The following is a 23,224-nucleotide window of genomic DNA, read 5'->3' on the forward strand; positions in this document are numbered from 1 at the left end:
AAGCACAACCTAAAGCAAATGGCAGCTACCGTTACCGCCTATCAGCAGTACGGCTTTTCCTCCCCGGAGGAACTGGACGAAGCCTGTTCTGCCGCCTATGCCGCCATGCAGGAAAGCCTTGCGTGGTTGAAGCAGGTGGAAAAGACGCTGAACGGGAAAAAGGAGCTGCAACGGCAGGTGCTTGCCTATTCCAAGACCCGCCCTGTCCGGGACGGGCTGAAACAGCAGAAAAACGCCAAAGCAAAAGCAGCCTACCGTCAGAAGCATGAAAGTGACTTTATCATAGCAGACGCAGCCGCCCGCTATTTCAGGGAGAACGGCATTTCCAAGCTGCCGAGCTATAAATCCCTGCAAGCAGAGATTGAAAGCCTTATCAAAGAGAAAAACAGCGGCTACAACGATTACCGGGCAAAACGGGAGGAGTACCGCCGCTTGCAGACTGTCAAGGGCAATATCGACCAGATTTTACGCCGGAGCGAGCCGCAGCGCAGAAAGGAGCAGAGCCATGAACGGTAATATCCCCCGCATGGACTACCGCCAGTACCGGGCAGCCCGCCGCCTTGTGCATGAGTGCTGCAACTATGACAGCGGGAACTGCCTGCTGTTGGAGGACGGCGAGCCTTGCGTGTGTGTACAGAGTATCAGCTATTCGCTGCTCTGCCGCTGGTTTACCGCCGCTGTCCTGCCCCTTGATGAAGCACTGGAAGCCGCCCTCTTGCGCCGGGGAAGCCGGAAACGCTGCGCTGTCTGCGGGGCGTTCTTCTTCCCAAAATCCAACCGGGGGAAATACTGCCCGGACTGCGCCGGACGCATGAAGCGGATAAACGCCGCCAAACGGAAGCGGAAACAAAGGGAGAAATGTCACGCTTTAGGGCATTTCAAACCCGCATAAATCAAGGCTTTTTTGGAGGGTGTCAAAGGGTGCGTGATACATTTATCCTTTTCCCTTAAAAACGCCCCCTAAAAGCGTAACAGAACCCACAGACAGACACCACAAGGAGGTGAACCCTATCGCTGATTATATGACCGCAGGAACGGAGCTGCCCGCTTACCTGCCTTACCCCCGTTTCCTGCTGGAAACAGACCTATCCCACACCGCAAGAGAGTTATATGCGCTGCTGTTAGACCGTTCCACCCTTTCGCAGAAGAACGGCTGGCAGGACAGCGAGGGACGGACATACATTGTCTACCCCATAGCAGAGATAGCGGAAATGCTGGATAAAGGCTGCACCACCATAAAGGGCGCACTGAACGAACTGGACGCTGCCGGGCTGCTGGAACGCAGACGGACGGGCTTTTCTGCCGCCAACCGTCTGTATGTGAAAGTGCCGCCTATCCCAGTGGTACAGTTTTCCGACCAACTGACGGACGGAAAACCGCCCCTCATAAGGGCGGGAAACCGACCAACTGACAGCCGGAAAACTGACCTTATGACGGTCGGAAAACCGTCCCCTAACCAAACTAATATAAACAACCTAATAGAGAGCCAAACAAAAGGAGCGAGTGAGGGGCAGCCCCCCGCCGCTTATGGCAGATATAAAAATGTATTTCTTTCTGACACAGAACTTTTGGAGCTGGAACAGGACTTCCCCGGCAAGTGGGAGTATTACCTTGACCGCCTTTCCTGCCACATCGCTTCCACCGGGAAGCAGTACCAGAGCCATGCAGCCACCATTTACAAGTGGGCGCAGGAGGACGCTGCCAAAGAGAAGCCAAAGAAAGGCATACCGGACTATTCATTCAAGGAGGGAGAAAGCCTATGACCGATACAATCCACAACACCATACTGCCTATGACCGACACCACAGCCGAGCCGGAGGATTACACCGGGGAGGACGGGCTTTTATACTGCGGCAAATGCCGGAAACCCAAAGAAGCCTATTTCCCGGAGGGCAAGACCTTTTTCGGGCGTGACCGCCACCCGTCAGAGTGCGACTGCCAGCGGGCAGCCCGTAAGGAACGGGAAGCCGCCGAGAAGCGGCGCAGCCACCTTGAAACGGTGGAACGGCTGAAACGGCAGGGCTTTACAGACAAGACCATGCAGGACTGGACATTTGCCAACGATAACGGCAGCTGCCCGCAGATGAAGAACGCCGCCGGATATGTGGCACGCTGGGAACAGATAAAGGACGGGAACTACGGGCTGCTCTTGTGGGGCAGGGTAGGCACTGGGAAAAGCTATTTTGCCGGGTGTATTGCAAACGCCCTCATGGAGCAGGAAGTCCCGGTGTGCATGACAAACTTTGCAGCAATATTAAACGACCTTGCCGCCAGCTTTGCGGGCAGGAACGAATATATTTCCCGCCTTTGCAGCTTCCCCCTGCTCATCATTGACGATTTTGGAATGGAGCGTGGCACAGAATACGGTCTGGAACAGGTCTACAATGTGATTGACAGCCGCTACCGGAGCAGGAAGCCGCTGATTGTGACGACCAACCTCACGCTGGAGGAATTGCAGCACCCGGAGGACACCGCCCACGCCCGGATTTATGACCGCCTGCTTGAAATGTGTTCCCCTCTCTGCTTTACCGGGGAGAATTTGAGGAAAGCCGCCGCACAGGGAAAAATGGAACAGCTGAAACGGCTGCTTGCCGGAAAGGAGATTTGCCTATGACCGACACCCAGAGAAACAAACGCCCTGCCCGCCGCCCGGACTGCGTGACCGAAACGAGGATAGGCAACACAATCCTTGTGGTGTCTGGCTTTTTCAAGGAGGGGGCGACCGACACCGCCGCTGACAAGATGATGAAAGTGCTGGAAGCAGAAGCCGCCGCCGGATATTTGACCTGTGATAAGCCTGATTGAAAAACCGTCATTTTTACCGACCGTAAAGAAGCAGATTTGACGCTTTTGCCGCTATACAGACAGCCGCCCCATGTGGTACAATCAAGGTACGGAATAGTGGGGCTGGCTGTCGGAAACGGAGGAATTTATGTTAAGACAGACCACCCAGCAACTCATTACCGCCCTTTACCCAAGACTGTCCCATGAGGACGAGCTGCAAGGCGAGAGCAATTCCATTTCCAACCAAAAGAGGATTTTGGAAACCTATGCCAAACAGAATGGATTTTCTAATCTGCGCTGGTACACCGACGACGGTTATTCCGGTGCGAACTTTCAAAGACCCGGATTTCAAGCCATGCTTGCAGACATTGAAGCAGGGAAAGTCGGGACAGTTATCGTCAAGGATATGTCGAGGTTAGGGCGAAACTACTTACAGGTGGGAATGTACACAGAAATGATTTTCCCACAGAAAGGTGTCCGCTTCATCGCTATCAATGACGGAGTGGACAGCGCACAGGGGGAAAATGATTTTGCCCCGCTGCGGAACATTTTTAACGAATGGCTGGTGAGAGATACGAGCAAGAAAATCAAGGCAGTAAAACGCTCTAAGGGCATGAGCGGAAAGCCCATCACAAGCAAGCCCGTCTATGGCTACCTCATGGACGAGGACGAAAACTTTATCATTGACGAGGAAGCCGCCCCGGTGGTACGGCAGATTTACAGCCTTTGCCTTGCCGGGAACGGTCCGACCAAGATAGCCCGTATGCTGACCGAGCAGCAAATCCCCACGCCGGGGACGCTGGAATACCGCAGGACGGGCAGCACCCGCCGCTACCACCCCGGCTATGAGTGCAAGTGGGCGACCAATACCGTGGTTCATCTGCTGGAAAACCGGGAATATACGGGCTGTCTGGTAAACTTTAAGACCGAGAAGCCGTCCTACAAGCTGAAACACAGCATAGAAAATCCCCCGGAAAAGCAGGCGGTTTTTGAGAACCACCATGAGCCTATCATTGACCGGGAAACGTGGGAACGGGTGCAGGAGTTACGCAAGCAGCGCAAACGCCCCAACCGTTATGACGAAGTGGGCTTGTTCTCCGGCATACTCTTTTGTGCCGACTGCGGCAGCGTCATGTACCAGCAGCGATACCAGACGGACAAGCGCAAGCAGGACTGTTATATCTGCGGAAGCTACAAGAAACGCACCGCCGACTGCACAGCGCACTTTATCCGCACTGACCTCTTGACCGCTGGCGTACTCTCCAATCTGCGGAAAGTTACCAGCTATGCGGCAAAGCATGAAGCCCGGTTTATGAAGCTTTTAATCGAGCAGAATGAGGACGGGGACAGACGCAGGAACGCCGCCAAGAAAAAGGAGCTGGAAGCCGCCGAGAAACGCATAGCCGAGTTATCTGCTATCTTCAAGCGGCTGTATGAGGACAGCGTAACCGGGCGCATATCGGACGAGCGTTTCACAGAGCTGTCGGCAGACTATGAAGCCGAGCAGAAAGAACTGAAAGAACGTGCCGCCAGACTGCGGGAAGAACTTTCCAAAGCGCAGGAAGCCACCGCAAACGCTGAAAAGTTTATGAATGTGGTACGCAGGCACACTACCATTGAAGAACTTACCCCTACTCTGCTGCGGGAGTTTGTGGAGAAAATCGTTGTCCATGAAAGCGTTGCCCTTGACGGGAAACGCCGGGGCAAGTTACGCAGACAGGAAATCGAAATCTATTATTCTTTTGTCGGCAAGGTAGAACTGCCCGACACCTAACCGCCCGACCTATCCGACATACCTCATGTGCCGGATAGGAACGGCAAAATTTTTTACACTTCTATTACTTCTTTATCACACATAAGCAAAAGGAAAGGATTTGTAACAAAATTTAAGAGAAAGGAAATATCCCGTTTTTTGTATTCTCCAAAACGAATCGTCATTCAAAGTCAAATGATTTTTCATGCAAAATTCATTTTTCTCCGAATCGTTAAAAAAATAAAAACTACAGCCTGCATAATCAGTTTTCATTGATATAAAAAACGGGATCGGGTGAATGGTATGATGTTAAAAGATAAAGTTGCAATTGTTACCGGCGGAACCAGAGGAATCGGCTATGCCATTGTGCACAAATTTCTGCAGCACGGCGCGAAAGTCGTCCTGTTCGGATCCCGGGAAGAGACCGTTGCAAAAGCGGTTGCATCTTTAAAAGAAGAAAACCCGGACTGGGAAGTTTCCGGTGCATGGCCAAAGCTGACCGATGCAGCTGCCATGGTAGATGAGATCAACAAAGTCAAAGAAAAATACGGCAAAATCGATATTCTTGTGAACAACGCCGGTGTCTCAGACAGTACGCCAATTGACAAGTATACCGCAGAGCGCTTTGCCAGTGTCATGGATCTAAATGTCAACGCCATGATGAACGGCATCCTTCCAACCGTTGCTATTATGAAAGAACAGGGCGGCGGCTGTATTTTAAATACCAGCTCAATGGTCAGCATCTGCGGCCAGCCGGGCGGCGTTGCCTATCCATCCAGTAAATATGCGGTCAACGGTCTGACCTGGTCCCTCGCACGGGAACTTGGTCCTTTCCATATCCGTGTAAACGCGGTTGCACCTGGCATCACCCGTACCGATATGGTTGCCGCACTTCCAAAAGAAATGATTGATCCACTCATCAACCGCATTCCTCTTCGAAGAATTGGTGAGGCAGAGGACATTGCAAACGCATTCCTCTTCCTGGCAAGCGACATGGCTTCGTATGTAACCGGAGAAATTCTTTCCGTGGATGGTGCGATGAGATCCTGATTTATTTTTCATCCAGTTGTACACCATTTTCTGATTTTGGGGTTATCTGCGTAAAATCTATAGTTTTTTGACACTTCCCACAGCTAAAGCAGGGGGATTCTTGTTTCTTCCACTACTGCATTGGCAAATACCTTACGGTACTGCAATGTCTTACACAGTGTCCACAAGCTATATTTATCCTGTTCCCGCATGCCCTGCGGTACAGTTTTTTATCTTCATGCAGACTGCATCTGCAGTCCTTTCTTTAGAATATTGATGCCTGCATTCGTATCCCGGTTATGAACTGCATGACAGATTGGACACTCCCAGATACGAATGCGCAGATTTTTCACCAGCGGATTCTGATATCCGCATGCACTGCAGGTCTGGCTGCTTGGATACATGGTTGGCACCCTGCGGAGTTCATTGCCATACCAGACAGCTTTGTACTCCAGCATTTCAAAAAACTTTGCCCACGAAACACTGGCTATGGATTTTGCCAGTTTATGATTCCGGATCATTCCCTTCACATGCAGGTCTTCGATGCAGATGGTTTGGTTTTCACGCACCAGCATCGTTGACTGCTTCTGCAGGAAATCATTCCTTTGATTCGTTACTTTCTCATGTACCCGGGCAACTCGGATCCGCTGCCTATTGCGGTTATGGGAACCTTTCTGTTTTCGGGAAAGTCTGCGCTGTTCTCTTACAAGCTTTTGCATCGCGCGTTCCAGATATTTTGGATTCGATACGGTATTTCCGTTACTGTCAGAATAGAATGTTTTGATTCCAACATCAATCCCAATCGTTCCACCCTGATTGGGGCGTGGTTCCGGTTCAAAGTCAATGGTATGAATTGCAGGACGATTATTATATCCCTTGTCTGATACTTTCCGAAGAAGAAACGCAGCCTATCGGACTGTGGGGACAACGCCACAAGCAGTACCTAAAGGAACATAAACACCTCCTTTACACTACAATGCTTATTGAGGGTACATTGAACTCTTACCTTGCCGACATTGACAAACAGGCACAGGAACGCTTGCTCCTGCTGACAAAGCAAATTGCAGAGCAGGAAAATGTTACCGAACAACTGAAAGCCGACAATGCTATGTTGTGGGTGCAGAAAATGAATGAAATTCAGTCCAGAGTTAGAGAAATCATTTACAACGAGATTATCTACGCATAGTAAGAATTAGGGCGGTAAGCCAGCTTTTGGCTTACTGCCCTTGTCTGCTCATAAGCAAAATAAAGAAATACCGTCAATGGCAGTGTTTGCACTGTTCATCAAGACCATTGACGGTATTTCTTGTTTTGCTATTTAAAAATATTTTGAAATAGCCATTGAAAAACGAATGCTAAACTGATATAATCTATTTAAAAATTATTTGAAATAGATTAGGGCGTGGAAGATTGGCTATAAATGAAGTGTTAGCTGCTTTAGCAGACGATACTCGTCGAAAAATTCTGCTAAAGTTACAGGAAGGAAAAATAAGCTCAGGCGATTTAGCTATCGCATTGGATATGACACCACAGGCATTGTCCTATCATTTATCAAAGCTAAAAAAGGCAGACTTGATTTACGAAACTCGATATAAAAATTTTATTTACTATGAATTAAATTTATCTATCCTTGATGAAACAATTATGTGGATAAGTAAATTACGTGGAGGTCAACAATGAAAAAGAAAAAAATCATTTTTTATAGTCTTATGTTTTTGCCATTGATAGTTGTTTTGATTGCCTTACATTTCTTACCAGAGCGAATTCCAGCTCATTATGATTTTAATAATCAAGTAACACGTTGGGGCAGTAAATACGAAACATTAATTTTCCCTGTGATCACAGTTTTATTTGGCTACTTTATGCTTGGTATGGCTAAATTCTCTTCAAAACAAGAAGAAAATGGGAGTAACAACGAAAATGTATGTATTGTGGCAGGAATTGTATCTCTTACACTTTTTAACGCTATGACAGGTTATTTCTTGTATGCTGATTTCAATTCGATTGAAAATCTTTCTTCAATTGCACTTGATATTAATCAACTTTTATTTGGACTGCTTGGTGTTGCAATGATTATATTAGGCAATATTATGCCAAAACTACGAATGAACTCAATCGCAGGACTGAGAACAGTATGGAGTATGAAAAATGAAACAACGTGGAAAAAAAGCCAACGCTTTGGCGGTATTTCATTTATTGTAGGCGGGGTTATTATAATCATAGTATGCTTTTTAACGAAAGGCTTTTCTTGTTTCTGGTGGACAATGGGCATCGTAGCAATTCTTTTGATTATTGACACCTACTATACCTACACATTATCCAAAAAATATTGATATAGTAATACGTGTTTATTGAAAACTTTTATATGTATTTATCAAACACCCTGCAAAATGTAAAAATCTTGCAGGGTGTTCTACTGTCAAAATATATGTAAGACCGCAAGGCAGGTCGCCCTGCGGTGATGTTTCCTATGTCGTGATTATCTGTCCCTGTCTTGGGATTTCTTTCTCTGCTTCGGCTGAGAGTTCTGTTTCCCCTCTTCCTGAAGCTGTCTGAGCCTGTTTCGCACACTTTGTCTTTCGGGCGGTCTGTGCTGTTTCTCGGCAGGTTTCTGTCCGTTCTTAACTGCCTGCTCCCATTCTGCAAGGTCTTGGTTATACTGTGTCACAATAGCCTCTGCTTTGCGGTAAGTTTTCATAAATGCCTGTACATCAGGATAACCATCATCGGTCAGAATATCGGGGAGTTTATCCAGTTTTTCATCAAGTTCGGCTTCGATCTGCTGTATCTGTTTTTCCAGAGCTTTTCGTTCCTTACCCTTGAAAATACCCGTTGTTTCCGCAAGCTGCTGTCGCAGATTCGGGAGTGTGACCTCCTGTATCTTCTTGATTGCTTTCGCCTGTTTCTGTACCTTTAGCATAAGGGTCTGCATTGTGCGGAACTCGTCCATATCCATATTGAGGACTGGCTTGGGTGGCATATCCTTTTCACGGATGATGGCTTGCAGAAATTCCTTTGCCTTGCCTACGATACCTCGGAACAGGTTTGGAAGCCAACCGTTTTCACGGATGGACTGACCGGCTTTGTCGTGGATTTCGGTCTGCTTGATTTCCAGTATCTTTGCTTCTTCAATGCCCGATATGAGAGCCAAATCCGCTGTTCTGTTCCATTCCTGCCTTGCGGTGTTATCTGCTTCGATTTCGGCAGCCTTGGGATTGTTCTTACCTATCTTTTTTGTGGGGAGATACACGCTGTTCTTATCAAACACTTTCTGACGTAGTTAGAAAAACAACATCACCACTCCCAGCGCACAAAGCAAAATTCCCGTCACGCGGTTCAACATTTTCACATTTGCCCCGTTGGCCCATTTCGCTCCAATCTGTGCAAAGACCAGGGTACTGATGACACAGGCAATCAGAATTGGAATGTCCGGCGCGCCGCCGATATAAAAATGAGAGATTGCACCGGTCAGAGCTGTAAAGGTCATAATAAAGACGCTCGTTCCAACTGCTGTTTTCAGCTCATATCCGAGCACGCTTGTCAGCACCAGAAGCAGCATCATGCCACCGCCTGCTCCGACAAATCCACAGATAAATCCAATCACAACACCGCAGAGAATCGACTGCTGGATTTTCTGTTTTTCTGATTTGTTTGCCTGTACTTCTTTCGTCGTCATGATCGGACGGATGATAAATTTCAGTCCGACAAACAGTGTCATCACTTTCGAAAATCCGCCCATGGTTCCATTTGGCACAAGCGAAGATACGAAGCTGCCGACCAGTGTAAAAATCAGAACAGATATCAGCATAATCACGCCGTGGCGGATATCAATGTTTTTATTCTTTTTATAAGTCCAGGCACTTACTCCTGATGCCAGCACATCCGATGCCAGCGCAATGCCAATCGCCTGATAAGCCGGCATGTGTAAAAAGGTAATCAGCATCGGTGAAACAACGGCCGCTGCGGAGAGTCCCGCAAGTCCCGTGCCAAGGCCGGCGCCAAGACCAGCCACAATACATACGATAAGTTGTGTTATTGTCATAGTTTTTCTGTCATCCGCTTAGATCCGTTGCACTTTTCCTGTACTTTGCCATTTAGGGGCAGATGACTGTTTTCCTCCTCTTTCTGTTTTTGTTTTGTCTTATTTTTCTATTATGTTCTTCTCTCTGGCTTTCAGCGTTTTTATTTTTCCGTCACGTTCCTCCGAATCAGCTCGCATAATCTGAGAAATTCTTCCCTGTCTTCTCTGGAAATTCCGGAAAACAACGATTCTCCAAACGCTCTCTGGCAATCCTGTCCAAAGCGGATAATTTCTGATGCACTTTCTTCTAGCTTCAAATGCACTTTCTTGCGATCCGCCGCATCTGTTTCTTTTTGAATGTATCCTTTTTCACACAGCTTGTTCACTGCCAGTGAAACATGCGATTTCTGCATTTTCCGCACACGCACAATATCCACTGCAAGATCAAACTGGCTGTTATTCGCAAGAAACAGCAGAACATCCACTTCCGCAGCTGACAGATCATAACGCACCATGACCTTTTTTCGGTACTGGTTGTATTTTCGTTCTACCTCCACTGCAAATTGCCATTGTTCATCAAACATACTTTTTCACCTTCTTTTTTAACTTGATATTCTTATTTGTTCTATTTTGAACTTTTTTGTATAATAGTTCTTTTTTGAACATTTGTCAAGGAGTGTACACGGAAAACGTTCGAACTTATAAATCTAAAGTATTTTTATAAAGTGCAGAAAATTATATTCTTGACTCTATAATTATTGTAGGGTTTACTATAATCGTAACATTCTACAACAGGAGGTTTCCCTATCATGGAACGAAACTTAACAACCGGCAGTATCTGGAAAAATATTTTCTATTTTTCGCTGCCTTATCTCTTATCGTATTTTCTGCAGACGCTCTACGGCATGGCAGATCTTTTCATCATCGGTCAGTTTGACGGTGCGGCCGGTACAACAGCCGTTTCCATCGGCAGTCAGGTTATGCATATGATTACCGTTATCATCGTGGGACTTGCCATGGGAACGACTGTCAGCATCGCGCAGGCCGTCGGCGCAAAAGATAAAAAGCAGGCATCACGCTGCACAGGAAATACCATCACTTTATTTCTCGGTGTTTCCGTCGTGCTGATGGTAATCCTGCTTCTTCTGGTAAAGCCGATCGTACTTGTGATGTCCACACCATTCGAAGCCGTTTCCGGCACCGTCGCTTATCTGACGATCTGTTTCATTGGTATTCCATTCATCATCGCGTATAATATCATCAGTTCCATCTTCCGTGGACTTGGTGATTCGAAAAGCCCGATGTACTTCATCGCAGTCGCATGTGCGGCCAATATCGCACTCGACTATCTCTTTATGGGCGCCCTGCATCTTGGTCCATCCGGTGCCGCGCTTGGAACCACGCTTTCCCAGACACTCAGCGTCATTCTGGCACTGATTGCGATCCGCAAACGTGATACCGGCATCCGTCTTACCCGGTCGGATCTCTCCCCTCAGACAGCTGTGATGGGACAGATTCTTAAAATCGGTGTTCCGATCGCCCTGCAGGATGGTTTTATTCAGATCGCCTTTATCATCATTACCATCATCGCTAACCGGCGCGGTCTGGAAGCAGCGGCTGCAGTCGGTATTGTAGAGAAAATCATCAGCTTCCTGTTCCTGATTCCATCTTCCATGCTTTCCACTGTTTCGGCGCTCGGCGCGCAGAACATCGGTGCTGGAAAGCAGAAGCGTGCCGAACAGACCATGTGGTGTGCTGCACTGATTGCTGTCGTTTTCGGACTGATCGTCGCTATTACGATTCAGTTTATTTCCGTTCCTGTGGTCGGTCTTTTCACAACAGATGCGGAGGTTGCACGCCTCGGCGGTCAGTATATCCGCGGTTATATCTGGGACTGCATTTTTGCTGGAGTCCACTTCACCTTCAGCGGCTATTTCTGTGCCTGCGGACGGTCGGAATTTTCCTTCCTGCACAATATCATTGCCATTCTGCTTGTTAGAATCCCCGGTGTGCATCTGACTTCCATCTGGTTCCCGGACACGCTGTTCCCGATGGGCATTGCAACGGCATGTGGATCTCTGACCTCTATTATCATCTGCCTGCTGGTGTTCCGGTACTTAAAGAAGAAACCGATTCGTACTGCTGTATAAATTTTCTTTGGAGATATCTTTATGACAGACGATCGCAGGAAATCACCTTAATTGACAACGGAATGACAAGCGATCCAGAAAAATTTGTAACAGAAATCCGAATCCCGATTCGACCTTCGGATTCTTTTTAAAAACAACACCCGGGAATATCTGATTTTTTGTTTTCAGATATCCCCGGGTGTTGTTTTCTTTTGTTTTTTTCGGCCTTTTCTACCACACCGGCTTCTGCAGGCAGAACGGCAGTTCCAGTCCATTTTCCTCGAGAAGTTCCTGGTTCGTCAAAATTTCTTTTGCATCTCCATCGCAGACAATGCACCCGCCGGACATCAGAATCACGCGACTGCACGTTTCCAGAATCATGTCGAGATCGTGCGATGCGATGATTTTCAGATGTTCAAAATCGTTCAGAATGTGGATCAGTGATCTGCGGTTTCTGGGATCGAGTGCAATCGATGGCTCGTCCATCAGGATAATATCCGGTGTCATAGCGAGAATCGTCGCGATCGATGCCATCTTTTTTTCTCCGCCCGACATTTTGTAAATTTGTTTGTCCCGCAGATGCTCGATGTGAATCTGTTTCAGTGCATGGTTTACACGTTTTTCCACCTCTTCCTCCGGCAGCCCGTAATTTCGCGGAGCAAATGCAACATCCTCAAATACCGTCGACATGAAAAGCTGACTGTCGGAATCCTGGAAGACATAGCCGATTTTTTCGCGCACTTTGGGAAGCATCTCTTTTACAACCGGCATTTCCTCCACACGGATGCTGCCTTCGTAGTCCAGATTCAGTCCCACCAGAAGTCTCAGCAGCGTCGATTTTCCAACACCGTTCGCGCCGATCAGTCCGATGCTGTCATTTTCGTGTGCAGTAAACGTGATGTCCTGCAGAATCGGGACTGATTTTTCGTAAGAATAATTAACATGTTCAAAATTGATGTGAATATGGCTCATTTTTGATATCTCCCGACAATTCTTTTCTCTTCCCGCGTGCAGGCAACTGCACCAGGTTGCTTTTCTACTTCTTCCGACTTGTTGCAAATAGATGTCTTCCCACGCAGTGCTTCATCCCGTTACTTTCAGTACGGCAAAAAGTACAAGCCACACACCCATATACAGCCAGTCCTTCGCTTTGCACGGCTCCTTCGCTGTATAGTAAAATTCTCCCTGATAGCCACGCAAAGTCATGCTTTCATACACCTCATTTGCGCGGTCCATGCTGCGCAGAAGCAGCTGGCCGGCCAGTGTTCCCCATACCTTGAAATGAACACCCTTCTGATTCGGCGCGCGCAGACTGTACGCCTGGGTCATACGGTTTGCCTCTTCAAGAAGCACCGTGACATAGCGGTACGTCAGCAGCACCTGTGTCACCAGAATGGCAGGGATATGAACCAGACGCAGTGCATAACAGATTTTCTCGATGGATGTTGTCGCAATCAGAAGATATGCCGCCAGTACGCTGTAAATGCCTTTGATCATCAGCGTCACCATGGAAAGCATCCCTGCTGTCAGCGGAACGGTACCAATATACCCGATTACCTGACGGTCAAAAATCGGATTAAACAGCCCCACAAAGCAGACAAGTGGCAGGACAATCCGAAGCCGCCGGATACTGTCGCGGAATGAAATTTCGCCGACGATAAAGAGTACAATCGGATAAATTCCCATGCGCAGCAGGCCGGTCAGATCGTATTTTTGAAAGGACATGGTTACGGTCAGAAAAACAATCGTTAAAACAAGTTTAACCAGTGGATGAAGCCTGTTCACCCACTGGTCCTTCGCCGCAAGCATATCCATATGATGGATTTCATATAGCGCATTGCCAAGTTTATTCATTTCTTTCTCCTGTTCCGTGCAGCTTATGACTTTTTCTTTTTAAAGAAGCGGAATGCATAGCATGCACCGACACAGACAACAAGAACGACTGCGGATCCCGCAATTCCGGAAAAGCTGGTTCCAAATGTGGAATCGGAATTTTTAAACCCATAGTCCGGCAGAAGTGCCGTTTTTTCCTGAATTTCTTCCGCCGCTGCATGTGCGCCGGTTCCGTCATTTTCCAGTTCCGTCGAACCAGTCAGACGCTCCATAGACCACTCAAGTCCATCCGGATTGGAGGATGCCGCAAGAGAAACGGCTCCGCCGATCACCAGTGCTGCGATTCCTAAGATCGCAATTGTCTTCTTGAAAGAAAAGCGGCTCTTTGCCCTTTCTTCGCTGCACGAAAGCATCTCCGGACGCGCTTCATAGACGAACAGCAGAACGGCCGCTGTAATCAGGCCTTCTACAAGACCAATCGCGAGATGAATCGGCTGCATTGTTGCCACAAATACCGAAAACGGCAGATCCGTTATGCCGGATGCAAGTGTTTCCAGTGCCACACTAAAAGCGCCAAGCTGCAGCGTCACCACGCACCCAAGGATGGAAGCACCTACAATCTTTCCGCGCGACATTCCCTTTTTCATCATCGGACGCCAGAACAGGAAATAGCCGAGAAAGCACCCATAAAACGCCATATTCCAGATGTTGCACCCGAGCGCCAGAAGACCGCCGTCCGCAAACAGCAGACACTGGATCAGCAGCACACCGATCATTGTTAAAAACGCGGCATACGGTCCGAGCAACGCAGTCAGCATCATACCGCCGCAGAGATGACCACTCGAGCCTGTGCCTGGAATTGTAAAGTTAATCATCTGCGCCGCAAAGACAAACGCACCCATCACTCCCATCACTGGGATCTTTTTCGGGTCGCTCTCCAGGCGTACTTTTTTTACAGAAAAACCAGCTGCTCCGCCGGAACAGACATACATTGTTGCAGCCACTGCAGGCGCAACCAGCGCATCAGCCATATGCATAATGTTCTCCTCCTTTTCGTTTTCTGTTTTTTTCTTTTTTTACTTTACTACGCTAAAATTCGTCCTGCAAGCCCCCGTGGGGGTTATTTTTTCAGATTTTTCCGCGATCTTTTTGTTCACTTTTACCGATTTTTTATGAACATTTTGTTTAAAATTAAAGGGTGACTTTTTAACATTTATATGGTATTCTATAGACAACACAGACGGATACCCCGGTGTCGGGAGTCCGTACACACACTATCTCGAGGACAGGATTCCTGTCCGATCCGCGGCCGCCTGCACGTCATCGGGTCGCCGCGGTTTTTTCTATAGAAAAAAGCCCTCCGGGCAGGATCGCACTGCGGAAGCGAGGAATTATGTCGCTTTTTCAACCCGCTGCAGCCAAAGAATCCCATAAAGCAGGATTCTTTCTTAATTGTAGTGCCAAAACCGGTTCTTTACGGGTTCTGGCTGTATTTTCGAGTATTGGTGTGAATTTTATCTTGATGAGAAGGAGACTCTCTTATGAGCACAGAGAACTTAGAACAAGAAGATCAAAACAGAACAACGGAACCGATTATCGATATCCCAGGCAACGAAGCGCCTGCTGATCCAGAACAGGAAATTGTTTCCCAGGGTGTCCACAACTACAGCGCCGCTGAAATGTATGTGCGTCCGACCGATCCGGCTGTTCTGCAGCAGCTCGAATGGTTCCGGGACCAGAAGCTTGCGCTGATGATGCATTTTGGATTGTACTGCCAGCCCGGCATGGTTGCTTCCTGGGCATTAAGCGACAAGGATTCCGACTGGTCCCGCCACCAGGTAAACTGGACGGACGGCGAAACCTTCAAAAAACAGTATTTCAGCCTAAATCGTTCGTTTAATCCGGTCCGCTTTCAGCCGGAGGAATGGGCGCAGATGGCAGAGGACTGCGGATTCCGTTATCTTCTTCTGACCACAAAGCATCACGACGGATTCTGCCTCTGGGATACCAAATATACAGATTATAAAACAACTGCAGAGGACTGCCCGTTCCATGAACATAAAAATGCGGATATTGTAAAATCCATGTTTGATGCATTTCGCGCAAAAGGTATCGGTATCGGTGCTTATTTTTCCAAAGCCGACTGGCACTGCCCGGACTACTGGAAAGAAGATCTGAGAAAAGATGGTCTGACATCCCGCGGACCTTCCTACGATCCAAAGGAATATCCGGAAGTGTGGAATCGTTTTAAAGAATATACGAAAAATCAGGTTCTGGAGCTCTGCGAGAATTACGGTAAGCTGGATATTCTCTGGTTCGACGCGGGCTGGGTCTCTGAGAGCAACGGCCAGGATATTGAGCTTGGAAAGATCGTTGAGGAAGCACGTAAGATTCAGCCGTGGATTCTCTCCGTTGACCGTACAATCGGCGGTGCTTACGAAAACTACGTGACACCGGAGCTCTGCATTCCGGAAGAACCGCTGAACGTTCCGTGGGAAAGCTGTCTTACCCTCGGCGTTGACTTTACATACGAATACGGCGACCATTATAAATCTCCGCGTGAGCTTGTCGGCCTGCTTGTCAACATCGTTGCCAAAGGCGGCAACATGGCACTGAACGTCAGCCCACAGCCGGACGGCCGCATCCCGGTCGATGCCTGGGACAGCCTGAACGGTTTTGGCCAGTGGATGAAAACCTTCGGCGATGCCATCTACGGAACCCGCGTCTGCGCGCCGTACCAGAGCGGAACCCTTTCGTTCACACAGAAAGGAGATTCCGTCTATGTGTTCCGACTGTATCCGACGGTACAGGAATCGGTAGAGGCGGAAATTTTCGTACCGTATACCGAGGCGAAAATTTCAGAGATCTGTATGGTGGAAAATGGAGAAACTGTTGCGTTTAAAGAAGTTGAAGGCGGCCTTTGCATAACTGTCCCGGCAGGATACAGACGGGGCTCCGCACCGATTGCGTTGGTGTTTGAGATGAAGAAAGAGCGGTAAATTTTTTACAATCGAAAAGGGCTGTACAGTGTGACTGTTCAGCCCTTTTCATAATTATTAAGATACCTTGGAAAAACCTGTTACTTTTTACAGTCAAACGATGACAACGCACATTTTTTTACGCCAAGATCGATGTATCCCAAACAAAAGGGGGGCGATTTCAAATCGCGACTTATATGTTCTGTTCTCATTCTACTGTTTATCAGATTTTCCTTAATGTTTATCTTATTTTTTTTGTATTTTTATCACAGATTCGGCAGATGGATTAATCTTCACCAAGATACCCTCTTCCAACTCCAGATAACCTTCCGTGAAATACAGACCTTCTCTCGCAGTCACTTTTGTTAATGTTCTTCCGTTTACGATAGCTTCTGTACTTTTCCAATGAATTCCCGCCAGCATTACATAAAGCTCTGCTGTTCTTCCTGAAATTTGGAGCTGTATAGTTTCGCCATTTTTTTCCATGCCACAACATGTTTTGGCACCGGATCTCTCATACAATGTTTCTTTTACGATACTGTCATTCTGCGGCACCACGGCCAAAATCATTTCGGTTTCCGATTCGCTCATACTTTCTCCAAGTTTCAGACTTTCATTCAGTCGAAGTGGAAGAAAACTTCCTTCTCGAATGTACACCGGTATTTTATCAATTGGCACCTCAACGCTCCTCTGCACCGGACCGGAAATTTCATCATTTAAATTCCACAGACTAATCCACCGTCCCTCAGGAAAATAGATTTCCCGCTCTTCTGTTTCATCAGAAACCGGCGCAACCAGAAGATCTTCTCCGAAAAGATATTCGTCCCACACCTTTGTTGCTTCCTGATCTTCTGGATACATCATCGCAAGCGGACGCATCATCGGTATTCCCAGTTTGTGAGCTTCTGCTGCTACACTTACAATATATGGACGAAGATTTTCCCGCAGCCACGTATAATAACGATAAACTTTCACTGTAAAAGCATCGTATTCCCACGGCTCTCTCGGCTCCGTTCCATGGAAACGCATCAATGGACAAAATGCAGCATACTCTGTCCACCGGAGATATGTTTCCTGATCTGGGAATCCATCATAACCTCCCGCATCAACACCCCAGAATGGAAGTCCAGAAGCAGCTGCAGAAAGGCCTCCTGCAATCGCATATTTCAGTCCCTGGAAACTGGTCAGCTGATCCCCGCCGAACTGACACGCAAAGTGTTGAGATCCGGGTGCAGCGCCTCTTGTATAAAGAACATGGTCATCTCCATATTTTTGTTCAAATAACTCTCTATAATTTTTCGCATACTGATAGGCATACGCGTTATGCATCTCATCGCCGCGTCTTCCATCATAAAAAACTGCCTCGTCCGGTACAACATCTCCAAAGTCAACCATACTTCCACGAATACCTGCATCCATACGATCCTTCCACTGTGCTGCCAGAAGCTCTTTCGCACGCGGATGGGAGAAATCGATATACACCGGAAGTTTTTCTTCCTCATCATTTTTATTTCTCGTAATCGGAAGCTCCTCCTTCGGGCATTCCGGCAACAATTCCTGCGCCAATTCCTGCGTCATATTAGGGAACTGCCAGGAAAACACCTTGAATCCATGACGTTCTCCAAACGATACAACTTTGTATAATTCCTCTTTTTTATATTCTCCATAAAAGGTAGCTCCTGCTCCTTCTGCATAAAAGCCGGAATGCGGAATATCGAGTTCATGGAATTTTTTCATTGCCGCCATCTGCTCCAGCGCAATATCCTGTAACGGACCGTTTCTCCATCTTCCGCCGCCACCGCCAGCCCATGGTTCAAATACCCATTCCGGTGGGAAAATCGGAAGCCCTGTGAGCGTTCCGTAAGCAGTCATCGCCTCACGTGGTGTTCCGCTCCAAATATAAAAATCAAAAACATCTCCAAGTGCTTCCACCGAAAGATAGTCTTGCACAGCATCTCCCACATCCATCCGCATCCGATACGAAGTATTTGCAAAAAAGCTGAAACCGTCACTTGTATGTACCAACGGAATATTTTTATACGCCTGATTTCCAATGGATGCAAGACATCCCTCACAAGCATCTCTCTGCCACAGCGCAACGGTTTTTCCATACTGATTCACGCTGTCAAAACGCTCTCCAAATCCATAAATGGCGCTGTTTTCATGAATTGAAAATTGAATTCGCGAAGCCGAAACACTTTCCTTTTCAAATATAAACGAAATATTTTTCAGATTTGTGATTGCTTTTCTATCAATAGAAATTTCCAGTGTTTCTTTCTGGAGTATCATCTCATGCTCTTTACTTCTGATTATATATGCATGCTCGGATTCTTCCATAGAAAATGCTTCCGGCTTTCCATCAAAGAAGCCTTTCTTTCCAGCGACCATTCGAAAACCACCGACTACAGGATAAATCATGAGCTCCCATGTTCTCTCTTTTGATTCAACACAAATCGTTACATGATCTTTCGTTTCCAGAACATGTCTAATTTCACTACATGATGTCCATTTTTCCAAATCCTGGTTTCCAAAGCTGTGATCCGCATACCACCATGCACTGCAAGTTCTTAAAAACGTGAGATAACGATCCAGCTCAGCAGCTGCTTCCTCCCATCGGTTTTCTCTTAACCGCTCATTCACTAAACGCTTTTCTACCCATGGATCCATCGGCTTCCATGGATTTGCAACTTCCTGGTTAAAGAAAAAGTCAAAACCTTCCAATGTCAGACTGTCCTGCCAGCGCTGTGCAATTCGGATTCTATCTATCAGATTTTCTCTCGTTGTTGGTTCTGCACTCTTTTGTAGCTGATAAATTTCCTTTCGTTCTTCCGTACTAGTTTTTTCCAACACTCCTGGTCTCTGCCAGTGGCAAATTCCGGACGGCATGACAAATACAATGCCGTTCTCCGTTTTTGTTTCCCCCTTTTCTCCAAAAGATACCTCAAGAAAAGTCTCTGGATCGTATTCAAATCGATCCGAATAATTCACATTCAGATCTAATGGTGTTGGGCAGAGAATTTCACTTGACTGATGTTTTTTTCGATAGACTTGAAGATCAAAAGCCTCCTCTTTCTCCGGCTTTCCACCAAAAAGCATCCACGGTATTGCAAATAAAGCGTACCATCTGTCCTGCAGAATATCTATTGTTACAGAATACTGCTCTTTCGAAATTGCCGTTTTTTCTCCCTGGTCTTTTCCCTCTCCCAGATATGCCTGATCTCCACTAAGATATGTCATTCCTTTTTCTACAAAAGCACTGCTACTGCCATCCCGTTTTGCTGTGAAAACTGCAAAATCCCTTCTTGAAAACTCTCTTCCTGAAAGTGCAACTTCTACTTGATCTTTTCGTTTTACTGTTAGCTCTGTAACGGTATTTTCTTCTTTCAAGATATGATGATTTTTTTCTTCCATGTTTTCAAACAAAACAAACAGCTTTTCTGCTGTATACAGAAGTTTACATCTTGTTGGTGTAACTGGAGACGGATTTCCTCCCGCGCGGAAAAAATCCCGTATCGTAGTCGCTTCTCCCCACTCCACAGAATCATATTTCAGATTCTCCGTTTTCTGTTCTTTTCCCAGAATAATTGATGAAACCCCAAATTTCAGTTTTCCCATAAAGAACTCCTTTCCCGCAGTTTTTTCAACTGCAGATTTCTTCTATTATTTCTCCATTTTTTCTGCACACAATGTAAAAATTTCCCTTTGAAATCAAAATTGATCTAGCGTTTTCGACTGTAATCTCTACTGTGTCATCACTGTCATTTACAAAAATTTCTATTATCTCCGTTTCATTTTCACGCGCAAAACCATATACGCGTCCATCTGCCAAAACTGTTGTAAACGAACCGTTTCGTATGGCAGAATGTTTTTTTCGAAACTGAATCAGTCTCTGATAAAAACGGAAACTCTCTTTTTCTCCCGGATTTTCTTGCCACGTCATACACTTTCGACAGTCCGGATCATTTTCTCCGTCAATTCCTGCTTCGTCCCCATAATAAATGGACGGCGAACCCGGAAACATCATCTGCACAACAACACCAAGTTTAAAGGAATCTAACCGATGACTACAACTGTTGATAAAACGCTTGGTATCATGTGTGTCCAATGCATTAAACATAGCCATATTAGTTTCATCAGGATGTCGCGACAATGCAGTTTCCAACCGATGGCCAAATGTTTCGGCGTTAATACTCCGTTCTGCAAAAAAGTCCAGCATTGCCTGGCGGAAAGAATAATTCATAATACTGTCCATTTCACATCCATTCAGCAATCGTTTTCCCTCTGCCCATGTCTCACCAATCAGAACAAGTTCCGGGTTCAGACGTTTGAGTCGGTCTCTGATTTTGAGAACAAAATTCTCATCAATTTCATCAATCACATCAAAGCGATATCCATCCACTTGTACTTCCCGTACCCAGTATTCCAGTACATTCAAAAGATACTCCTGTACCTTCTCGTTTCCTGTATTCAGTTTTGGCATGCCAGCAAATCCAAAAAAACATTCATAACAGTCCGCCTCTTCCCTTACTGGAAAACAAGTAATATGATACCAACTCTGATACTCTGATTTTTCCTGATTTTTTAAAAGATCAGCAAATGCAAAAAATTCTGTTCCAGTATGATTAAACACAGCGTCTAAAATAACCCTTATATGTTTTTCATGTGCTTCTTTGACCAAAATTCGCAAATCCTCATTGCTTCCAAAATGAGGATCTACTTTATAATAGTCCGTCGTGTCATATTTATGGTTTGAGGGAGACGCAAACACTGGGTTCAAATAAATACATTCCACTCCAAGCTCTGCCAGATAGCTAAGCGATTTTCGGATTCCATTCAAATTTCCACCCATAAAGTTGGAAGCTGTCGGTTTACTTCCCCACGCCACACAGTTCTCCGGCGCATAAAACGGATTTTCTTTGCGGAAACGCTCTGGAAATATCTGATAGTAAATCGTTCCCTGACTCCATTTGGGTGGCATATACTCCACAAAACACTTATTGGCATATGCATATTCGAAAAAACCAGAATCCGGACATTTTTCGACTGTGCCCCACGCATTATACCAGCGCGTATCCCCGTCTTTTCCCGTCACTCGAAAATAATACTGAAGATATCTCGCCGGCTTTTGAAAAGAAACCACTGCCACATAGACAACCGATGGTCCTAAATGATACCGCTCTAACATCCTTTCTTCTTTCGTTGTTTCGTCTCTGTGATTTTTATGAAAATAAACCAAGGTACACGTTTCTATGTCCCCACTTGCGGCCCGGAAAGAAAATCTCAGATGAAACCGATCCGGTGCGTAAATTTCCGGGTACATCCCACTGTGATAAAAAGCAGCCAGATTCATACTAACTCCTTTCCGAAAGTTTCAGTACCCGGCATCCATGTGGCGGAAGTATGGTATGAAAGCTCTTCATTTCTCCGAGATCTTCATGCATCCAAAGATCCCTGACACTGGCAGCTCTGCACAACAACACTTGTTTAAAATCAATCTCTACTTCTTTTTCTTCTGCATCTCTATTAAATACGGAAAGAATGATCTCTCCTGTTGCTTCTTTTCCAATCCAGATGGTACTGTCCGGATTTTTGGTATCCGTTGACAATGGGAAGGATAAAATTTCTTTTTTATTCAACGCAAGAAGTTCCTCATTCTGATAAATCCATGCCCGATCTTTGATCGTATCATACTGATCTGCGATATCCAGCGGCGCTCCCGCAATCAGTTCCAGCGATACAGCCGATTTGCACTCCTCATCATTTGCAAAGGTATTCAGGCGAAGCATATCCGCATCCATGATCATGTTGTGGTCAGCAAAAATTTTTGACCAGTAAATCAGGCCTTCAAATGCTGTCGTGCACTGAGACCAATAATCAAAATGCAGTCCTCTGTTTCGATCACTAAAAGTATCCCAGCCTCCCGTACCGGAGTCTTCGTTAATACGCGCCATCTGTCCCATGCCAAACTCATTCTCACCATTGTTTTTCAAATGCGGCATAACAAGACTGATCATTATCTGATCCCCTGCTGCTTCCTTGATCCATTCGAGAACTTTTCGGTAATTTGCTGATCCATGATTTCTGCCAATCTGCTTTCCTTTATCCATTCCATCTTCGTACCAGGAAAGAAAATCAATTCGTAAAAAAGCTACATGGCAGTCAATAAAATACTTTACATATCCTTGCACATACTCTTTTGCTCCAGAACGATCTACATCCACCCAATACAATGCTCGATCTTCTCCATTTGGATAAGAAAAACGATCCCCCGTTATTTTTTTCTCATTTTCTCCATCATAAACATACGACAAATCTGTAATTTCCCGCACCGGAATATTTGTTCCTTTGACCAAAATTTCTTTGTTCTTTACCGCTGCCGGGCTGATCCAGGTCGGATTGTAGTAAACGCCGAGAGCCATTCCTCTCTCATTCAGATAGTCTGCCCAATATTTCCAATCATGTTTCCATGAATCATGATGACGAGTTAGATATCCATTTTCATTGATGCAGAAAGAATCCTCGATCCATCCATCTGTGCATACCATCTCGTATCCATATGGAACAAATTCCTTTGCTACCCAATCAATATTTTCTTTGAACCGTTCTTCTGGCATAAAAGTATTTTCAGTAAACTGTTTCTCATAGGTACACCAGTAAAGGGGTCCTGTTCTTTTATCTAATTTCAATCTCATGTAAA

General features: G+C 46.2%; 21 protein-coding genes and 1 pseudogene. 12 read left to right on the forward strand and 10 right to left on the reverse strand.

Going from position 1 to position 23,224, the window contains the following annotated elements; translation table 11 throughout:
• The 7 genes and pseudogenes from DW915_RS14685 to DW915_RS14715 form a co-directional block, all read left to right on the forward strand.
• Window positions 1-516 (forward strand): annotated as a pseudogene (locus DW915_RS14685) (relaxase/mobilization nuclease domain-containing protein); the annotation flags it as partial.
• Entirely contained in the window at window positions 506-892 is a 387-nt protein-coding gene (locus DW915_RS14690; RefSeq protein WP_002594234.1) for a cysteine-rich VLP domain-containing protein, read from the forward strand. The pseudogene DW915_RS14685 and the gene DW915_RS14690, both read left to right, overlap by 11 nt.
• A 130-nt stretch (window positions 893-1,022) precedes the next feature.
• Window positions 1,023-1,763 (forward strand): replication initiator protein A, encoded by a 741-nt coding sequence (locus DW915_RS14695; protein WP_002594233.1) that lies wholly within the window; start codon window positions 1,023-1,025, stop codon window positions 1,761-1,763.
• Window positions 1,760-2,614, forward strand: coding sequence for an ATP-binding protein (locus DW915_RS14700; RefSeq protein WP_002594232.1), 855 nt, complete (start codon window positions 1,760-1,762; stop codon window positions 2,612-2,614). The genes DW915_RS14695 and DW915_RS14700 overlap by 4 nt, the downstream gene beginning before the upstream one ends.
• Window positions 2,611-2,805: a transposon-encoded TnpW family protein gene (locus tag DW915_RS14705; protein WP_002594231.1), complete on the forward strand. Its 195-nt coding sequence runs from the start codon at window positions 2,611-2,613 to the stop codon at window positions 2,803-2,805. The genes DW915_RS14700 and DW915_RS14705 overlap by 4 nt, the downstream gene beginning before the upstream one ends.
• A 127-nt stretch (window positions 2,806-2,932) precedes the next feature.
• Entirely contained in the window at window positions 2,933-4,558 is a 1,626-nt protein-coding gene (locus DW915_RS14710) for a recombinase family protein (RefSeq protein ID WP_002594230.1), read from the forward strand.
• A 282-nt stretch (window positions 4,559-4,840) separates the two neighbouring features.
• A complete protein-coding gene (locus tag DW915_RS14715) occupies window positions 4,841-5,587 on the forward strand; it encodes an SDR family NAD(P)-dependent oxidoreductase (RefSeq protein ID WP_055226173.1) in 747 nt (248 codons plus the stop codon).
• A 215-nt stretch (window positions 5,588-5,802) separates the two neighbouring features.
• On the opposite strand, the gene DW915_RS14720 is transcribed toward DW915_RS14715, so the two are convergent.
• Window positions 5,803-6,420, reverse strand: coding sequence for an RNA-guided endonuclease TnpB family protein (locus DW915_RS14720; protein ID WP_329996167.1), 618 nt, complete (start codon window positions 6,418-6,420; stop codon window positions 5,803-5,805).
• Between DW915_RS14720 and DW915_RS14725 the strand changes: the two genes are divergently transcribed.
• The 3 genes from DW915_RS14725 (at window position 6,420) to DW915_RS14735 (ending at window position 7,899) form a co-directional block, all read left to right on the forward strand.
• Complete coding sequence (locus tag DW915_RS14725; RefSeq protein WP_191901192.1) at window positions 6,420-6,752, forward strand: TnpV protein; 333 nt, start codon at window positions 6,420-6,422, stop codon at window positions 6,750-6,752. The two genes, DW915_RS14720 and DW915_RS14725, sit on opposite strands and share 1 nt — an antisense overlap.
• Window positions 6,753-6,976: 224 nt before the next feature.
• Window positions 6,977-7,246, forward strand: a complete 270-nt coding sequence (locus tag DW915_RS14730) for a metalloregulator ArsR/SmtB family transcription factor (RefSeq protein ID WP_055226169.1) — start codon at window positions 6,977-6,979, stop codon at window positions 7,244-7,246.
• Entirely contained in the window at window positions 7,243-7,899 is a 657-nt protein-coding gene (locus DW915_RS14735) for a DUF1648 domain-containing protein (RefSeq protein ID WP_117804470.1), read from the forward strand. The genes DW915_RS14730 and DW915_RS14735 overlap by 4 nt, the downstream gene beginning before the upstream one ends.
• A 146-nt stretch (window positions 7,900-8,045) precedes the next feature.
• Here DW915_RS14735 and DW915_RS14740 read toward each other — a convergent pair whose 3' ends face one another.
• The 3 genes from DW915_RS14740 to DW915_RS14750 all read right to left on the reverse strand — a co-directional run bounded on the left by DW915_RS14740 (window position 8,046) and on the right by DW915_RS14750 (window position 10,171).
• Window positions 8,046-8,717: a hypothetical protein gene (locus DW915_RS14740; RefSeq protein WP_227093800.1), complete on the reverse strand. Its 672-nt coding sequence runs from the start codon at window positions 8,715-8,717 to the stop codon at window positions 8,046-8,048.
• A gap of 129 nt (window positions 8,718-8,846) precedes the next feature.
• Window positions 8,847-9,608, reverse strand: a complete 762-nt coding sequence (locus tag DW915_RS14745; RefSeq protein ID WP_055226166.1) for a sulfite exporter TauE/SafE family protein — start codon at window positions 9,606-9,608, stop codon at window positions 8,847-8,849.
• Between the two features lie 140 nt (window positions 9,609-9,748).
• Complete coding sequence (locus tag DW915_RS14750; RefSeq protein WP_055226165.1) at window positions 9,749-10,171, reverse strand: MarR family winged helix-turn-helix transcriptional regulator; 423 nt, start codon at window positions 10,169-10,171, stop codon at window positions 9,749-9,751.
• A gap of 225 nt (window positions 10,172-10,396) precedes the next feature.
• On the opposite strand from DW915_RS14750, the gene DW915_RS14755 reads away from it, so the two are divergent.
• Window positions 10,397-11,737: an MATE family efflux transporter gene (locus DW915_RS14755; RefSeq protein WP_118742383.1), complete on the forward strand. Its 1,341-nt coding sequence runs from the start codon at window positions 10,397-10,399 to the stop codon at window positions 11,735-11,737.
• A 210-nt stretch (window positions 11,738-11,947) separates the two neighbouring features.
• Here the strand turns inward: DW915_RS14755 and DW915_RS14760 are convergent, their stop codons facing one another.
• The 3 genes from DW915_RS14760 to DW915_RS14770 form a co-directional block, all read right to left on the reverse strand.
• On the reverse strand, window positions 11,948-12,688 hold the full coding sequence (locus DW915_RS14760; RefSeq protein WP_118742384.1) for an energy-coupling factor ABC transporter ATP-binding protein: 741 nt from the start codon (window positions 12,686-12,688) through the stop codon (window positions 11,948-11,950).
• A gap of 111 nt (window positions 12,689-12,799) precedes the next feature.
• Window positions 12,800-13,570 (reverse strand): cobalt ECF transporter T component CbiQ, encoded by a 771-nt coding sequence (gene cbiQ, locus DW915_RS14765; protein ID WP_118666631.1) that lies wholly within the window; start codon window positions 13,568-13,570, stop codon window positions 12,800-12,802.
• A gap of 23 nt (window positions 13,571-13,593) precedes the next feature.
• On the reverse strand, window positions 13,594-14,586 hold the full coding sequence (locus DW915_RS14770; protein ID WP_118742385.1) for an energy-coupling factor ABC transporter permease: 993 nt from the start codon (window positions 14,584-14,586) through the stop codon (window positions 13,594-13,596).
• A 504-nt stretch (window positions 14,587-15,090) separates the two neighbouring features.
• On the opposite strand from DW915_RS14770, the gene DW915_RS14775 reads away from it, so the two are divergent.
• Complete coding sequence (locus DW915_RS14775; protein WP_118742386.1) at window positions 15,091-16,548, forward strand: alpha-L-fucosidase; 1,458 nt, start codon at window positions 15,091-15,093, stop codon at window positions 16,546-16,548.
• A 225-nt stretch (window positions 16,549-16,773) separates the two neighbouring features.
• On the opposite strand, the gene DW915_RS14780 is transcribed toward DW915_RS14775, so the two are convergent.
• From DW915_RS14780 to DW915_RS14790, 3 genes are read right to left on the reverse strand one after another with little or no spacing between them, the layout of a single operon-like run.
• Window positions 16,774-20,142 (reverse strand): TIM-barrel domain-containing protein, encoded by a 3,369-nt coding sequence (locus DW915_RS14780; RefSeq protein ID WP_118742387.1) that lies wholly within the window; start codon window positions 20,140-20,142, stop codon window positions 16,774-16,776.
• Window positions 20,143-20,167: 25 nt separating this feature from the next.
• Complete coding sequence (locus DW915_RS14785; RefSeq protein WP_118742388.1) at window positions 20,168-21,877, reverse strand: glycoside hydrolase family 13 protein; 1,710 nt, start codon at window positions 21,875-21,877, stop codon at window positions 20,168-20,170.
• Between the two features lies 1 nt (window position 21,878).
• Window positions 21,879-23,219, reverse strand: a complete 1,341-nt coding sequence (locus tag DW915_RS14790) for an alpha-galactosidase (RefSeq protein ID WP_118742389.1) — start codon at window positions 23,217-23,219, stop codon at window positions 21,879-21,881.
• Window positions 23,220-23,224 lie beyond the last annotated feature (5 nt).

This window comes from Blautia sp. AM42-2 (assembly GCF_003480245.1).
GTDB classification, from domain to species: Bacteria; Bacillota; Clostridia; order Lachnospirales; family Lachnospiraceae; genus Fusicatenibacter; species Fusicatenibacter saccharivorans.

Bases quoted from the DNA above. Each gene is read 5' to 3' on its own strand.
- DW915_RS14695 (WP_002594233.1), top strand. From the start codon at position 1,023: ATGACCGCAGGAACGGAGCTGCCCGCTTACCTGCCTTACCCCCGTTTC.
- DW915_RS14735 (WP_117804470.1), top strand. From the start codon at position 7,243: ATGAAAAAGAAAAAAATCATTTTTTATAGTCTTATGTTTTTGCCATTG.
- cbiQ (WP_118666631.1), bottom strand. From the start codon at position 13,570: ATGAATAAACTTGGCAATGCGCTATATGAAATCCATCATATGGATATG.
- DW915_RS14760 (WP_118742384.1), bottom strand. From the start codon at position 12,688: ATGAGCCATATTCACATCAATTTTGAACATGTTAATTATTCTTACGAA.
- DW915_RS14745 (WP_055226166.1), bottom strand. From the start codon at position 9,608: ATGACAATAACACAACTTATCGTATGTATTGTGGCTGGTCTTGGCGCC.
- DW915_RS14700 (WP_002594232.1), top strand. From the start codon at position 1,760: ATGACCGATACAATCCACAACACCATACTGCCTATGACCGACACCACA.
- DW915_RS14790 (WP_118742389.1), bottom strand. From the start codon at position 23,219: ATGAGATTGAAATTAGATAAAAGAACAGGACCCCTTTACTGGTGTACC.
- DW915_RS14750 (WP_055226165.1), bottom strand. From the start codon at position 10,171: ATGTTTGATGAACAATGGCAATTTGCAGTGGAGGTAGAACGAAAATAC.
- DW915_RS14690 (WP_002594234.1), top strand. From the start codon at position 506: ATGAACGGTAATATCCCCCGCATGGACTACCGCCAGTACCGGGCAGCC.
- DW915_RS14710 (WP_002594230.1), top strand. From the start codon at position 2,933: ATGTTAAGACAGACCACCCAGCAACTCATTACCGCCCTTTACCCAAGA.
- DW915_RS14705 (WP_002594231.1), top strand. From the start codon at position 2,611: ATGACCGACACCCAGAGAAACAAACGCCCTGCCCGCCGCCCGGACTGC.
- DW915_RS14755 (WP_118742383.1), top strand. From the start codon at position 10,397: ATGGAACGAAACTTAACAACCGGCAGTATCTGGAAAAATATTTTCTAT.
- DW915_RS14775 (WP_118742386.1), top strand. From the start codon at position 15,091: ATGAGCACAGAGAACTTAGAACAAGAAGATCAAAACAGAACAACGGAA.
- DW915_RS14785 (WP_118742388.1), bottom strand. From the start codon at position 21,877: ATGAATCTGGCTGCTTTTTATCACAGTGGGATGTACCCGGAAATTTAC.
- DW915_RS14770 (WP_118742385.1), bottom strand. From the start codon at position 14,586: ATGCATATGGCTGATGCGCTGGTTGCGCCTGCAGTGGCTGCAACAATG.
- DW915_RS14780 (WP_118742387.1), bottom strand. From the start codon at position 20,142: ATGGGAAAACTGAAATTTGGGGTTTCATCAATTATTCTGGGAAAAGAA.
- DW915_RS14715 (WP_055226173.1), top strand. From the start codon at position 4,841: ATGATGTTAAAAGATAAAGTTGCAATTGTTACCGGCGGAACCAGAGGA.